Genomic DNA, 14,511 nt, shown 5'->3' with positions numbered 1-14,511 from the left:
GCCCTAGCCGCGTTTGCAGGCGTTGTTGCTTTCGTCGGGTCGTTCGCAATCTTGACCGTCATACTATCGCTAGCAGTTGGGTCAACACCTCCGCCGTCTGCAGGTTTGCGCTGAGGGTGTGGTCGTGGATGCCCAAGTTGAATTGACCAGCATTGATGCCAGGGTTAGCCTCGCCATCAGGTCAATAGGGGCACGGCGGACGGGCCGGAACGGCGAAGTTGGTGAAACCGATTCTGTCGAGTGGCCGTGGCGACGTTCGTTGGGGAGGCGAGATGTTTACCGGCGTTGGTTCGCTAATGAGGCGGTCCAGTCTTGCTGCACGGGAACGGTTGCGCTTTATCCCCAACACGGCTTCGCCTCGTTCCACTCAGCGGTGCACGGGAGGACGCCATGAGCGGTGACGATGAAATTCGAATTATTCTCGAGCGCCTCGCCCAGCTGACTGGGCATCCACCGCCGCCAGGGATCACACCTGATGCGCTGGCGACGGGCACAGTTTCCATGAGTCAGCTGCTGAGAGCCCTTGGGCTTTCTGCTAATAGCGGCGATCCCAGCGACATGACCGCCGCCCAAACAGGGTACGCCGAGCGCAGTGCGAAAACCGGCGATGCCATGGCGAAATTCCCTGCCAATGAAGCAGAGTCGGCCGGGAAGATGTCCGGTGTCGGTGGTCCTGCCGAGATGGCTCAGCAGATTCCGCAAATGATCTCTGGCGTCGCCGGCGGAATCTCGGGTGCCATGCAAGGTTTTCTCCAACCCTTGAGCCAGCTTCCACAGCAGGCGGCTCAGATCGGACAGCAGATGATGCAAGCCGGCATGGGCGCAATGCAGCACGGCGCGGAAGGAGCTTTGGGAGCTGGCGAAGCCATTCCCGGGGAATTGACGGGGTCGACGAGCGGGGCCGGTGCAGGCGGCGGTGGTCTGGGCGGCGGACCTGGGGCCACCACGCCGACATCGAGCCTCAATCCGCTTCCCGCTCCGTCGGCCGGTACCGAGCCCGCGTCATCGCGGACCACCTCGACCACGCCACCGAGTGCGTCGGCGCCGACTAGCGCGTCGCGGGGCGGAATGGGCGCGATGCCGATGATGCCGCCGGGCGCCATGCACGGCGCGGGCGCCGGAGCCAAGGACGAGAAGCCTGACACCAAACGCATTGTGCCGCCAACAGTTAAAAACGGCGCTCCGGTCCAGGGCCGTATCTCCACACCGCCGCCAGCGCCTGAGGTCGTCAAACGTGTTGAGGGCAAACCGGTTGCGAGCCGACGCATCATCTTGCCCGACCAAAAGCGGGATGACGACGATCAGGATTCGCGCGGCTAAGGCGGTCGTCGCTAGCCTGTCATTGCGACGGGCAAGCTTCGGGGGATCATCCTTTAATCGTTTGTACAAGAACATGTTTCGTCTGCTTTCAATGACTTTGACGGACTGCACCAACTCCCGATGAATGCGCTAGCACCAGGCGGAAGGACCAACCACCAAACAGCCCTTCCGAAATACGATCAGGCGGTGGCGAACCTTTCTCCTCCACCATTCGCGCTGCCCCTGTTGCCCCCTGCCCACCCGCTCAGAAGCGTCCTGCCGGGTTGGCTCGCAGTTGCCGCACTGCGCTGACTCTCGTCGCGGTGGGCATTGCAATCGGTTCCTGGACCCGCCCCATTCCGGACAACAAATGCACCGCTCCACCATCGGCGGCCACTTATTCCGGCCAACAGGTTGCCACAGCAGAGGCTAGCGACTCCCCGATAAGCCCGTTATTCCAAACTATCGACCAATCAACATCAGCAATCGATAGCTTGTGCAAATGACGGATTTCTTTGGGCGACGAAAGCATCTTAACCTGCGGGCCGTAACTCTAAATTCAATACCGGGCGAACATTTGTCCAGCAGCTTGCAATTGATGCGCCAATGTAGTGTCCTCGCGACATCGTGGGTGACTACCGGCATCGCGACAGGACGATACGATTGAGATCGTGTCGGACTTCGGAACACGCCCAGCTGCGTCGCCTATGCCGCCCCCTTGGCCGGCCGCGACGCCACCCAAACAGGCCCGTCAGTGGCCGATTTTTGTATTCTTCGCAGTTGCGCTGTTAGCGACATTGGGCGTCGCGATCGCAGGTTGGTTCCGTCCCGAAGCCAGCAACAAGCCAGGCTCGCTCCCTCAGGCGCCCACGTATTCCGACCAGCAGACGGTCGAGGCTAAGGCCAAGGTCTGCGCTGCCTACGAAAAGGTGCATCACGCGGTACTCGCGAACACGGGTCGTAGCGGAGGTAGCGACCCTGCCTTGCTCCTCGGCGTTGCCGCGAATGCGCGCCTCGCCCTGTATGACGGTGGCGAATATCTGACGAAAACCCTGACGCAGGAACCCGCCACTCCCGCCGGCCTTGCGGGAGCAACGAGAGCACTCGCGAGCGCGTATCAAGAACTTGCCATTGACTACATGGCCGAGGCGAGCGATACGGACATACAATCGGCTCTTCAAACAGTCGAAAGTACAGGTTCAAAAGTATCTGGAATGTGCAAATGATTTTTCCACCCGGGAAATACTCAATCCCGATTGTTGGTGACCAGTGGATACACGACCAAGATCTAATGGCACTTCTACATAGCCGAACTAACCGCAGAAATATCCAAACGGGATATTCTAATTTTGCGGACCTACTCCGTAACGCCCAATCTGGGCCGCTCGCCGAACAGCGGGGCCGTACTGTGGACGATCTGCGCAACGCTTACCGTCAGGGCGAAGATCAGGCCCGACAAGTTGCCCAAAAGAACGGCGTCAAGGAGAACGCATACGCCACCGCCTACGACAGTATGGTGAGCCTCCAGCACGATCTGACCAATGTCGCCTATGAAGGTAACAACCGCATCAACGAGATAGAACATTCGAAAGAGCCCCCTGAAGCCAAGGTTCCGCAGATCGTCGCCGCGATACACGAGTATCGGGCTCAGGCAAGCTTGGTCTCAGCTAAGTACAGCGGCAACGTGCTCGACGCGATGCAGCGAATCCTTGACGCTGAAGGGACGGGGCAGTCGGCTCGACAGTTCGCACAGGCTCATGGCCTGGACGTCGGACGAATGTTCCGACCAGCGCAGGAGCAACCCGGGGAACTCGAAGATACGGTAAGGAAAGCACTGGGCAACTCCGATTCAACGGAAGCTTTCCGATCGGGTGGCGCCCTACCGACGGGAATGCAAACTCCGGCTGACGAAATGCCGCCTGCATCGCCACCTGTCGAACCGGAAGTCTTACACGGCGCTGGGCAGCTCCCAACGGGACTTCAACCTGTGAGCAATAGGATCCCAGCGCCAACGCCGCCACAGAGTTATTCGCAGGGCGGCCAGCTACCAGCTGGACTCCAGCCCGCTGGCACGACACCGTCGGCGCCGACCCCAGTTCGTGCGCCTGCTCTAGTGGCTCCAGCTCAGGGCCTGCCAAGCCCCGGGATAACTGCGTCCGGTGGGGGTCCACACCTGCCCACGACTGGAGCAACACCCCTAACCGGCGCACCGGCGGCACCAACCAGCCCGGTCCAGCCGGTAACACCGGCCGACTTGATGCACAGCTTCGACAAGGGAATGCAGGCAGGGACACCACTTTCCGCGACTGCTGGCGCGATGCCGCCCCCTCACTCCACAGACCCTCAGATACCGACGACCCCCACCGCAGGCGCGGGCGCTGTCCCGGTCAACGCACCGGCATACGAAGCACCGCCCGTCGCGCATGCGGCAGCCCCCGACGCAACCCCGCCACCACAGGTCGTCGCGGGATCGCCAAGCCCAGCCGCGGCTGCACCCGCGTCCGCGGGCCCGCTGCCGGCTTACGCCTCCGACATACGGCCGACGATCCCCGCAGCCTCCGGCCCTGTCCTTCCATCGAGCCCACCGCCCTCCGCGATGCCAAGTTCTGCGCCGGTGCATCCCTCGGCGGGGCAAGGTAGCCCGGCTCAGCCCACGGTCGTGCGCCAATCGCCCCCTCCTGCACCGCCGTCGTCGCCGTCGGGTCTGGGAACCGAGGCCGTCGCGGCCACCGCTACCGGGGCACTCGCCGGGGCCGCATCGGCCAACGCCACCGAGCGTGCACGACTAGAGCGACTGGTGGCCGCGGTTGCCCGCCAACAACCTCGGCTGTCCTGGGCGGCCGGAAATCGCTCTGACGAAACCACCGTGCTTACAACAGATCTCGCCAGCGGCTGGATCCCGCCGGGCATCGAACTCCCAGCCGCGGTCACACTGCTGTCCCCCGAACGACGCCGCGGCGACCTGGAAACCCTGCTCGGCGAGGTCACTGTCGCCGCGGGATACACCCCGATCCACCACGTTCCGGAGGAAGACGAGCCCACCCCCACCTCGCCACGGCCCCGCCGCCTGCCCGACATCGACGAACTCGGTTGGGAGCTCAACCAGGCAACACAATGGCGCGACGGTCTGCCGCGACTGGCCCACACGCTCGCCAAAGCCGCCACTGGCGGCACCGGGGTGCTCGACAAGGAGGTCGATCTCCTGCAAACGCATCTGCGCGAGATCAGCACCCGCGTTCTGGACAGCTACCCCGAGAACGTCGACTTGCACGACGTCGGAAACTGGCAGCTGCTGGCAGCCATCGAGGCACTGGTGGCAGACGACAAGACGGCCGCCAACTATCACCTCGCCTGGTTCCAGGCCTGCAGTGCAACGACCCACAAGGTGAATTGACGGCAAAACCGCCGGTAGTAATCTTTAGTCCAGCTCGGAAGGGGTGGCGGTGTTCGTCGACACTGGATTACTGCAATCGGGGGGAAGCCAGTCTCACCGCGCGGGCGGGCATGCTCAAGACGCAGCCGATCGCCTGTCGCGGGGACCGCTGATGTCGGGGATGTTCGGTGACTTCTCCGCCGCGGAGCAATTTCACGAAGCGGTGAGCGTAGCCCACGGCAAGCATGTGAAAGACCTGCAAGCCCACGGGGAAACGCTGGCCACAGTCGGCGGTAAGGCCCACAAAGCCGCCTCAGAGTTCACCGACATGGAGGAGCACAACGCCGCGAAACTGCGGGCCGTGCGATGCAACTCCGCTACATAAGCATCCCCCAGCTGATCGCCGAAGCCGGCGGTGACCCTTGGGCGATCAACAGTAGCCTCCAAAGTGGCCGTCCCGCACAGATTTCCGATCTCGCGCAGGTATTTCACAACGCGGGCCGCTGTACTACCGAGTCCTCCAACGCATTCGAACAAGCCCGCAATCGCTTTGAGGCATCCTGGAATCGCGAGCACGGCGAGAACCCGATCAACGACTCAGCCGAGGTGCAGCGCGCCGCCCAGCAGCTTGGTGCACAGTCCTTGCAATTGCCCAAGATCGGCGTTGACCTGGAAAGCATCGCCGCCGCCCTGGCCGAAGCGCAGCGAACCGGCGCCACGTTGATCTCGACGTTGGAGAGCCAACTACAGCAGATTGACAACCAACTCGGGCAAGCACTGGGCCTGGAGAAAGACCCTCACCTCAGCGCTGCGGATAGATCAGCGGTGGATACGCTCATCGGCTTGCTGGAACAGCAAGCCATCGACGACACCAAATCGACTCTCGCACAAATTCGCTCGATTCGCAGCGGCTACTCCGACTACCTGCAGAAGTCGTTGACGACGCTGCGCACGGACGGATACGACGGCGCGGCCATCCAAGGCGTGGATGCACCGGAATCGGCTCCCAGAGCCGAAGATTCGATTCCGCTCCCAGCCCCGGGAACAAGCACCGACGGCGTAAACCGGTGGTGGAAGTCGCTCACCAAAGAACAACAGGGCCGACTGATCGCCCAGCATCCCGCGGATCTGGGCAACCTCAACGGGATTCCCGTTGTGGCTCGCAGCCAGGTCAACATGGCGGTGATGAACGACGACCTGCACCGCGTCGAGCACCTCGTCAACAACGGGGTATCCGTCAACGACGTGCTCAGCAATCCGGGCAATTACGGGCTGTCGCCCGCCGAGGTCAACCGCTACACCAACGCCTCTCGCAGCAAGGAAGGCTTGGCAAAATCCGCAGAGGCGGTGGACCTCTGGAACAGGCACCCGGACATATTCCTGGTGAGGTATCAGCCTGACGCATTCGGCGGAGAGGGTGTGGCGGCCATCGCAATGGGCAACCCCGACACCGCCGCGCACACCGCAATCCTGGTCAAGGGCCTAGGAAGCGGTGTGTACGAAGGAACTCTGGCCAACCCCGACGGTGTACGTCTCTATGACGAAACGACACGCGCCGCTGGGGGCAAGCCGACTTCGGTGGTGATGTGGATCGGCTACGACGCCCCGAATAATGTGACCGACCCCGGCCTGTACGAGCCGAACATGGCACGTACCGGGGGCCAGCTGCTGGCCTCAGATGTCAACGCGTTCGCGGTGACTCACGAGGGTGCGCCGACCCACATGACCGTGGTCGGCCACTCCTACGGATCCACCGTCGTCTCGGACGCGGCAGCGGGCTATGGCATGCATTCCAACGATGTGGTGCTGGTCGGGTCGCCCGGCACGGATTTAGCCCACTCCGCAGCCGACTTCCACCTATCGCCAGGTGGACATCTTTACGTCGGCGCGGCCTCGGGCGATGCGGTGACCTGGTCACCCGGTCAGGTGACGGGTCCGGGCGTCTTCGGTCCGACGCTGGGCGGACTCGGCGACGATCCGTCCGTGGACGGCTACGGGGCCACCCGTTTCAAAGCCGAAGTCCCCGGCTATACCGCCAACCCGATTTACGACCATTCCCATTACTTCGATAATGGGTCGGAGTCGCTGTTCAGCATCGCCGACGTGGTTTCCGGCCACGGTGACGCGCTGGAACACGACGGCATGACGGCACCGCACCGCGGCGAATACGGAATGGGTGATTGGTTTGACCCAGAGGCCCTCCGCTCGGCGACCACCGGGCACACCCACAGCGCCCCGACAGGCTAACCGCAGAAAGGAAGTGACGAGTGTGGACTCTCACAACCAGGATCGCCGTCGCGGCGTCAATAATCGGCGTTGCACTCACGGGATGTGCTGAGACCGTGCATAATCCGATATCCCCACAACAAGCCCGCGCCCAGGTCCTCAACGCTGCCCGCGACATCGTGACTACCCTGCACAGCCAAGTGACCGAGGCGACATTCAGCTATGAGTCGTGTAACGACCAGGGAGAGCCGCCATTTCGAGGCGTTGCGAAGGTGGCGTTCTGGCTGCCAGGCATCCCGCACAACGAACCCGCCGACGCTCAGACGGTGATCAAGGGACTCGTCGCCGACGGGTGGAGCACCGATTCCGATTTCAAATCTCACTCACCGACCTTGCGGAAAGACAACGTCAACATCATCCTGACCGTGTCGCCGCGCCCACCCGCCGGCGTCGAACTCAACAGCCACGCTCGCGTCGACGTCAATGGTGAATGCCGCGACACCACCGATCACCGCACCGACGGCTCGATCGTGCCGGCCGATATCAGCAAGGAAATCCAGCAGCCGTAAGGCTATTCGGACACCGGTACCACGACGAGGTCGTGCGGTTGGTTGTTGACGGCCAGCGCGCCGTCCTCGGTCACGACGACGATGTCTTCGATGCGCGCACCCCAATGGCCCGGAAAGTAGATGCCCGGCTCGATCGAAAATGCCATCCCCGCAGTCAATGGCAGATCGTTGCCACTGACGATGTAGGGCTCCTCATGCACCGAGAGTCCGATGCCGTGGCCGGTGCGGTGCACGAAGAACTCCGCGAGTCCCGCTTCGGCTAGCACGTCGCGGGCGGCGGCGTCGACCTGCTCGGCGGTCACCCCCGGACGAACCACCTCGAAGGCCGCCCGCTGGGCCTGCTGCAGCAGCGAATATTGCTGCGCAACATCGGGATTAGGCTCTCCGATGCTGTAGGTGCGCGTCGAGTCGGAGTGGTATCCCGGCTCGTAGGCTCCCCCGATGTCGACGACGACAATGTCACCGGTCCGCAGTTCGCGGTCCGAATAACTGTGGTGCGGGTCGGCGCCGTGTGGGCCGGAGCCGACGATGATGAACGACACCTCCGAATGCCCTTCGGCGACAATAGCTTCGGCGATATCATCGGCGACGTCGGCCTCGGTACGGCCCGGAATCAGGAACTCCGGCACCCGGGCATGTACCCGGTCGATGGCCGAACCGGCCTTGCGCAGCGCGTCGATCTCGCACTCCTCCTTGACCATCCGCAGGCTGCGCAGTATGTCGGTAGCCAACACCGGGGGCACGCCGAGCAGACCGGCCAGCGGCAACAGATGCAGGGCTGGCATGGAGTCGGTGACCGCCGTCGCGGCGGGAGCGCCGCCCAGCGCCGCAAGAACCAATTGGTAGGGGTCGTCGCCGTCGACCCAATCGCGCACCGGCAAACCCAATTCGGCAATGGCCGATCCTCTGAGCGAGGCCAGCTCCAGCCGCGGCACCACCACCGTCGGGTCACCGGAGGCCGGCACCACCAGCGCGGTCAGCCGCTCGAACGTCTGAGCCCGCGACCCGCTGAGATAGCGCAGGTCGTATCCCGTGGTGATCACCAGGCCGTCGAGTCCGGCGTCGGCGGTCGCGGCGGCCGCCGCTGCCAGGCGACGGGCATAGACCGCGGCATCGAATCGGTGAGAATCCATGGCAGCCAGGCTAACCGCGTCGGCGGCGGCGCTGGCAGGATAGCCCGCATGCCTGCACCTGTGTTGCTGCTCGACGGCGCCAGCATGTGGTTCCGCTCGTATTTCGGGGTGCCGTCGTCGATCACCGCTCCCGACGGTCGGCCGGTCAACGCCGTGCGCGGGTTCATCGACTCGATGGCCGTTGTGATCACCCAACAACGACCGAAAAGGCTGGCCGTGTGCCTCGATCTGGACTGGCGCCCGCAGTTCCGGGTGGACCTGATCCCGTCGTACAAGGCGCATCGGGTGGCCGAGCCGGAACCGGAGGGCACGCCGGACGTCGAGGAAGTGCCCGACGACCTGTCGCCGCAGGTCGACATGATCATGCAGCTCCTCGACGCGTTCGGGATCACGACGGCCGGCGCGGAGGGCTTCGAGGCCGACGACGTGCTGGGCACGCTGGCAGCGCAGGAAAGCAACGACCCGGTCGTCGTGGTCAGCGGAGACCGCGACTTGATGCAGGTGGTCACCGACGATCCCGTCCCGGTTCGGGTCCTCTATCTGGGCCGCGGCCTGGCCAAAGCCACGCTGTTCGGGCCCGCCGAGGTGGCCGAACACTATTCCGTGCCGCTGGACCGCGCCGGACCGGCCTACGCCGAACTCGCGCTGTTGCGCGGTGACCCCTCCGACGGCCTGCCGGGGGTGCCGGGCGTCGGTGAGAAGACGGCCGCCACGCTGTTGGCGCAGCACGGCTCGCTGGAGCAGATCCTGGCGGCCGCGCACGACCCGAAATCCAAGATCGCCAAGGGATTGCGGGCAAAGCTGTTGACCGCCACGGACTACATCGAGGCCGCCGGTCAGGTGGTGCGGGTGGCCACCGACGTACCGATCACGCTGTCGAGACCCACCGACGAGCTACCGCTGACGGCCGCCGACCCGCAGCGCACCGCGGCGCTGGCCACGGAATTCGGCGTGGGATCCTCGATTGCCCGCCTGCAGAAAGCGCTCGACTCGCTGCCGCAGTGACGCGCTACTGCGGCCGGCCGACCTCGTAGGTGCCCTTGTCGTCCTGGAAGGTCACCGTCACGCGCTTCTGAGCGCCATCGATGCTGACGGCGCAGTCGAAGGTGGCGCCCTTCGTCACGGTCGGGTCGGCGCCGTTGTTGCACTTGACGTCCTTGACGTTCTTCGCGCCGTAGCCGTTGGTTTCGTCGGTCAGGACCTGCTGCACGCCGGTCTGAGCCTTATTGACGTCCAGCTTGGTGGTGACGAAAAATCCGGGCTCCCAGAAGCCGAGCACCAGCACGATCGCGATCAGCAGAAACGCGATCGCCCCGCCCACGCCGCCGATCAGCGCCATCGACCGCTTTTTCTTCGGCTGCTCGTAGCCCGGGTACTGCTGCGGGTACTGGCCGGGCTGACCGTATTGACCTGGCTGACCGTACTGGCCCGGCTGCCCATATTGACCGGGCTGACCGTACTGGCCCGGCTGCGCGTACTGGCCCGGCTGGCCATACTGACCGGGCTGCGCGTACTGGCCCTGCTGGCCGTACTGCTCGGGTTGCCCGTAGCCGGGCTGCTGCTGGGGGTACTGCTGCTGGTAGGCGTGCTCAGCCGGCTGCTGGTATTGCGGGTACTCGGCGGCTGCCGGGTACGCCGGGGCTTGCCACGTTCCCTCTTGGGTCGGCGGTTGCTGCTGTTGCCAGGGTGAGCCCACCTGACCCACCTGAGTCGGTTCTTGGGAGCGATCGCCACCCTCGCCGGGCGGTTGCCATTGCTGGCCCGGGTTCGATCCGTGCGGTCCGCTCATCATTTCTCCTCAATCGCCTTGTGTCATGGCCCTGTAACGGTAGCTCGGGCCCAGCCTACCCGGCGTCAACTGCGACGACGCCGCGCCGGACATCGTTGATCGCACGCTTTGCCGTCGCCCGCAGTTCAGCATCCGGCGCGGCATTGCGCACCTGGTCCAGCAGATCAAGCACCTGACGGCACCACCGCACGAAATCCCCGGCCAACAACGGTGAACCGCTGCCGGTCGCGTCGGCCGCGGCTAGCGAGCCAGCCAGATCGCCGCTCCGCGCCCACCGGTACATGACGGTAACGAAGCCGTCGTCAGGTTCGCGGGTGGGCGCGATGCGGTGGGTTTGCTCGTCGGTACGCAGCGCGAACGAAAGCTTCGCTGTCTGCTGCAGGGCCTGCCGCAATTTAGGGGTCGGCGCCTCGGCGGCAAACGGAGCGCCGGGGCCGTCGCTACCGCGCGTCTCGTAGAGCACCGACGAAACCACCGCGGCCAACTCGGCGGGCTTCAGTTCGGCCCAGGCGCCGGTGCGCAGACATTCGGCGACCAGCAGGTCGCTCTCGCTGTAGATCCGCGCCAACAACCGGCCGTCGTCGGTGACTCGGGGATCAGCCGCGGAGCCCTGGATGAACTCACGCTCGGTGAGCAGCCCGACGATTCGGTCGAACGTGCGGGCCAGCGAGTTGGTGGCGGCGGCGACCTTTTTTTCCAGCTGCGCGTTGTCGCGTTCGATGCGCAGGTAACGCTCGGCCTCACGGACTCCAGCCTCGACGCCGGGGCTGTTGTGTGCCGGGTGGCGACGCAGCTCCGCGCGCAACGACGTCAGCTCCGGGTCGTGGAAACCGTCATCGGAGTCCGCGGCGCGACGGCGCGACGGCACGTCCAGCTCAGCGGTAGCCGACCGCAGCGCCGAGGCCAGATCGCGGCGCACCCGGGGCTGACGGTGTTCGACTCGTTTGGGCAGCGGCATCGTCGCGACGGGTTCGGCAGCACCGGAGTAGTCGGCCGACGAAATCCGGCCCGCCCAACGGTGTTCGGTGAGCACCAGAGGTCGGGGGTCGTCGCCGTCGCGTGCCGATTCCAGCACCACCGCCAGCCCGCTGTGCCGGCCGTGCGTGATGGTGATGATGTCACCGCGGCGCAGCCCGGCCAGCGCCTGGTTGGCCGCCTGTCGCCGGTGCAGCCGCGACGCCCGGGACTGTGCGCGCTCCATCTCCGAAATTCGCGCACGCATCCGGGCGTATTCCAGGATCGGCGCGTCCGCCCCGCCGAGTTCGGCGGCGATCTCGTCCTGCAGCCGCTTGCCCCGGTCAATGCCGCGGACCAAGCCGACGACGGAGCGGTCGGCCTGATACTGCGCGAAGGACTGCTCGAGCAGCTGATGCGCCTGCTCCGGACCCATGTGCTGCACCAGGTTGATGGTCATGTTGTACGACGGCGCGAACGAGCTGCGCAGCGGGAACGTCCGGGTGGACGCCAGCCCAGCCACCGCGGACGGGTCGGAGGTTTCCTCGCCCGGATGCCAGAGGACCACTGCGTGACCCTCGACGTCGATGCCACGCCGCCCGGCCCGGCCCGTCAACTGGGTGTACTCCCCCGGCGTCAGCGGCACGTGCGCTTCGCCGTTGAACTTCACCAGCCGCTCGAGCACCACGGTGCGGGCGGGCATGTTGATGCCCAGGGCCAGGGTTTCGGTGGCGAACACCGCCCTGACCAGGCCTGCGGTGAACAGCTCCTCGACTGTGTGACGGAAGGCCGGCAGCATGCCGGCATGGTGGGCCGCCAATCCACGCAGCAACCCCTCCCGCCACTCGTAGTAGCCGAGCACCGCGAGATCGGCTTCCGCGAGGTCTCCGCACCGGTGCTCGATCACCTCGGCGATCTGAGCGCGTTCCTCTTCGGTGGTGAGCCGCAGCGGCGAGCGCAGGCACTGCTGGACCGCGGCGTCGCAACCGGCCCGCGAGAACACGAACGTGATCGCCGGCAACAGCCCTTCGGAGTCCAGCGTGGCGATCACGTCGGGTCGCGCGGGCGGCCGGTAGAAGCGCGGCCGCTCCGGCCTGCCCCTGCCCGACTGCCGGCGGGGACCACGCCAATCGCCCATCCGGTCCGCCTCGCGGCGGTGCGCAATATGTTGCAGCAGTTCGGGATTCACCCGAGGATGACGATCGGCGGCCGGCTTCTCGTTCTCGTAGTCGAACAGGTCCAGCAAGCGCCGGCCGACCAGGACGTGTTGCCACAGCGGCACCGGCCGGTGCTCGTCGACCACTACCGTCGTGTCGCCGCGCACGGTCTGGATCCAGCCGCCGAACTCCTCGGCGTTGCTCACCGTCGCCGACAGGCTCACCAACCGCACCTCGTCGGGCAGATGCAGGATCACCTCCTCCCACACCGGACCCCGCATCCGATCGGCAAGGAAATGCACCTCGTCCATCACCACATGGGAAAGCCCTTGCAGCGCAGCCGAATCGGCGTACAGCATGTTGCGCAGCACTTCGGTGGTCATCACCACCACGGGCGCATCGGCGTTCAGCGACACGTCGCCGGTTAACAGCCCGATCCGATCGCGGCCATAGCGTGCCGTCAGATCGGTGTGCTTCTGGTTGCTCAGCGCTTTGAGCGGCGTGGTGTAGAAGCACTTACCGCCGCCCGCCAGCGCCAGGTGCACGGCGAATTCGCCGACCACCGTCTTGCCGGCTCCCGTTGGCGCGCAGACCAGCACGCCGTGACCCCGTTCCAGTGCCGCACAGGCCCGCGTCTGGAAGTCGTCGAGCGAAAAAGGCAGCTCCGCGGTGAACCGAGGCAGCTCGGTCAACTCGGTCACGCCGCCGTCAGGTGCCACCGACATCTACGTCACGTCGTCGTGTTGCCCGGCGATAAACGACGGTTCCGGCACCGACTGGGACATCGGCTGGGCCGGCTCGATGACCGATGCTTCGTCGTCCGAGATTTCAGTTTGGGCTTCGCGCTTGGCTTTTCGCTTGTCGTGGATTCGGGCGATCTGGATGGCCAGCTCTTGCAGCACGGACAGCGCGATTCCCAGCGCCGTCATCGAAAACGGGTCGGAGCCGGGCGTGAACACCGCCGCGAACACGAACATCGCGAAGATCAGGCCGCGCCGCCACGACTTGAGCTTTTCGTAGGTCAGGATGCCCGCCATGTTGAGCATGACGATCAGCAGCGGGAATTCGAAGCTGACGCCGAACACCACCAGCAGATTGATCAGGAAACCGAAATAGCGGTCTCCGGACAGCGCGGTCACTTGCACGTCGCTGCCGACCGTCAACAGGAAGCCCAGCGCCTGGGACAGCACGAAGTAAGCCAGCACCGCACCGCCGATGAACAGCACCGCGGCGGGGATCACGAACCCGACCGCGAAGCGGCGCTCCTTTTGATACAGCCCCGGCGTGATAAAGGCCCACAGCTCGTAGAACCACACCGGGCAGGCCAATACGATCCCGGCGGTCATCCCGACCTTGAGCCGCAGCATGAACTGGTCGAACGGCGCGGTGGCCAGCAATCGGCACTGCCCGTCGGCGCTGATGTCCGCACGCGCCGACTGCGGCAGCGAGCAATAGGGATGGCGTAGCCACTCGCCCAGGCTCTGCAGCCCGAACAGCGGATGCCCGTACCAGACGAACCCGAGAATCGTGGTGGCCACGATCGCGGCCAGGGAGATCAGCAGCCGGGTGCGCAGTTCGGTCAGGTGATCGACCAGCGACATCGTCGCGTCGGGATTGGTCCGACTGCGCCTATTGCGCGGATTGAGATGCTTCAGAAACGCAGCAGTACGCGCTGAAGTTTTGAGTGTTTTCACAATGCTCGGTCAGTGGCGCTCGGGCACCGCGGCCGATGCCCGGCTAAGCGGGGCGCGCTTCGGTGTGACCCTGCTCGGAGGTCGCCGACGGGTCGACCCGCTGCGACTGCACGGGCTGCGGGGCCGCGGCAGGGGTTTCAATGGAAGGCGCCTCGGGCTTGCCTTCCGTCTGCATTTCACGCATCTCGGATTTGAAGATGCGCATCGATTTGCCCAGCGAGCGCGCTGCATCCGGGAGCTTCTTGGCACCGAACAGCAGGATTACGACGACCGCGAGGATCGCCCAGTGCCACGGACTAAGACTGCCCACTTTGATT

13 protein-coding genes are annotated in these 14,511 nt (G+C 65.0%); 7 read left to right on the top strand and 6 right to left on the bottom strand.

The features are described 5' to 3' along the window. Positions 1-390 precede the first annotated feature (390 nt). Together H7K34_RS02655 and H7K34_RS02650 are read left to right on the top strand one after the other, a co-directional pair. Complete coding sequence (locus H7K34_RS02655) at positions 391-1,320, top strand: hypothetical protein (protein ID WP_264059642.1); 930 nt, start codon at positions 391-393, stop codon at positions 1,318-1,320. Positions 1,321-1,970: 650 nt separating this feature from the next. Next, complete coding sequence (locus H7K34_RS02650) at positions 1,971-2,525, top strand: hypothetical protein (RefSeq protein ID WP_264059635.1); 555 nt, start codon at positions 1,971-1,973, stop codon at positions 2,523-2,525. A gap of 131 nt (positions 2,526-2,656) precedes the next feature. Here the strand turns inward: H7K34_RS02650 and H7K34_RS02645 are convergent, their stop codons facing one another. Then, a complete protein-coding gene (locus H7K34_RS02645; RefSeq protein ID WP_264059633.1) occupies positions 2,657-2,884 on the bottom strand; it encodes a hypothetical protein in 228 nt (75 codons plus the stop codon). A 1,011-nt stretch (positions 2,885-3,895) separates the two neighbouring features. On the opposite strand from H7K34_RS02645, the gene H7K34_RS02640 reads away from it, so the two are divergent. The 4 genes from H7K34_RS02640 (at position 3,896) to H7K34_RS02625 (ending at position 7,467) form a co-directional block, all read left to right on the top strand. Further along, entirely contained in the window at positions 3,896-4,693 is a 798-nt protein-coding gene (locus H7K34_RS02640) for a DUF5631 domain-containing protein (RefSeq protein ID WP_264059632.1), read from the top strand. A 49-nt stretch (positions 4,694-4,742) separates the two neighbouring features. Continuing rightward, positions 4,743-5,057 carry a DUF2563 family protein gene (locus tag H7K34_RS02635; RefSeq protein WP_264059630.1) on the top strand — a complete coding sequence of 105 codons (315 nt, stop codon included), beginning with the start codon at positions 4,743-4,745 and terminating at the stop codon, positions 5,055-5,057. Next, the gene (locus H7K34_RS02630; protein ID WP_264059628.1) at positions 5,039-6,919 is read left to right on the top strand and encodes a putative alpha/beta hydrolase; all 1,881 of its coding nucleotides are present in this window, start codon (positions 5,039-5,041) and stop codon (positions 6,917-6,919) included. The genes H7K34_RS02635 and H7K34_RS02630 overlap by 19 nt, the downstream gene beginning before the upstream one ends. A gap of 95 nt (positions 6,920-7,014) precedes the next feature. Then, a complete protein-coding gene (locus tag H7K34_RS02625; RefSeq protein WP_264059625.1) occupies positions 7,015-7,467 on the top strand; it encodes a hypothetical protein in 453 nt (150 codons plus the stop codon). A gap of 2 nt (positions 7,468-7,469) precedes the next feature. Here H7K34_RS02625 and H7K34_RS02620 read toward each other — a convergent pair whose 3' ends face one another. After that, positions 7,470-8,600, bottom strand: a complete 1,131-nt coding sequence (locus tag H7K34_RS02620; protein WP_264059623.1) for a M24 family metallopeptidase — start codon at positions 8,598-8,600, stop codon at positions 7,470-7,472. A gap of 48 nt (positions 8,601-8,648) precedes the next feature. On the opposite strand from H7K34_RS02620, the gene H7K34_RS02615 reads away from it, so the two are divergent. Continuing rightward, positions 8,649-9,605, top strand: a complete 957-nt coding sequence (locus H7K34_RS02615) for a 5'-3' exonuclease (RefSeq protein WP_264059621.1) — start codon at positions 8,649-8,651, stop codon at positions 9,603-9,605. Between the two features lie 4 nt (positions 9,606-9,609). Here the strand turns inward: H7K34_RS02615 and H7K34_RS02610 are convergent, their stop codons facing one another. The 4 genes from H7K34_RS02610 to tatA are packed head-to-tail and all read right to left on the bottom strand — an operon-like array spanning position 9,610 to position 14,504. Beyond that, positions 9,610-10,389, bottom strand: a complete 780-nt coding sequence (locus tag H7K34_RS02610) for a DUF4333 domain-containing protein (RefSeq protein WP_264059619.1) — start codon at positions 10,387-10,389, stop codon at positions 9,610-9,612. 55 nt (positions 10,390-10,444) lie between these two features. Beyond that, on the bottom strand, positions 10,445-13,201 hold the full coding sequence (locus tag H7K34_RS02605) for a DEAD/DEAH box helicase (protein WP_264060488.1): 2,757 nt from the start codon (positions 13,199-13,201) through the stop codon (positions 10,445-10,447). A gap of 24 nt (positions 13,202-13,225) precedes the next feature. After that, positions 13,226-14,194, bottom strand: a complete 969-nt coding sequence (gene tatC / locus H7K34_RS02600; protein ID WP_372510671.1) for a twin-arginine translocase subunit TatC — start codon at positions 14,192-14,194, stop codon at positions 13,226-13,228. Between the two features lie 43 nt (positions 14,195-14,237). Further along, positions 14,238-14,504, bottom strand: coding sequence for a Sec-independent protein translocase subunit TatA (gene tatA / locus H7K34_RS02595; protein WP_108924119.1), 267 nt, complete (start codon positions 14,502-14,504; stop codon positions 14,238-14,240). Positions 14,505-14,511: the final 7 nt, after the last annotated feature.

The sequence above is a fragment of the Mycobacterium montefiorense genome (genome assembly GCF_025823255.1).
Lineage (GTDB): Bacteria > Actinomycetota > Actinomycetes > Mycobacteriales > Mycobacteriaceae > Mycobacterium > Mycobacterium montefiorense.
This window is presented reverse-complemented; position numbering and strand designations above follow the sequence as displayed.

Excerpts from the sequence above, each read along its gene's own strand:
- H7K34_RS02645 (WP_264059633.1), bottom strand. The coding sequence starts at position 2,884 with ATGTTCTATCTCGTTGATGCGGTTGTTACCTTCATAGGCGACATTGGT.
- H7K34_RS02615 (WP_264059621.1), top strand. The coding sequence starts at position 8,649 with ATGCCTGCACCTGTGTTGCTGCTCGACGGCGCCAGCATGTGGTTCCGC.
- H7K34_RS02620 (WP_264059623.1), bottom strand. The coding sequence starts at position 8,600 with ATGGATTCTCACCGATTCGATGCCGCGGTCTATGCCCGTCGCCTGGCA.
- H7K34_RS02640 (WP_264059632.1), top strand. The coding sequence starts at position 3,896 with ATGCCAAGTTCTGCGCCGGTGCATCCCTCGGCGGGGCAAGGTAGCCCG.
- H7K34_RS02630 (WP_264059628.1), top strand. The coding sequence starts at position 5,039 with ATGCAACTCCGCTACATAAGCATCCCCCAGCTGATCGCCGAAGCCGGC.
- H7K34_RS02655 (WP_264059642.1), top strand. The coding sequence starts at position 391 with ATGAGCGGTGACGATGAAATTCGAATTATTCTCGAGCGCCTCGCCCAG.
- H7K34_RS02610 (WP_264059619.1), bottom strand. The coding sequence starts at position 10,389 with ATGAGCGGACCGCACGGATCGAACCCGGGCCAGCAATGGCAACCGCCC.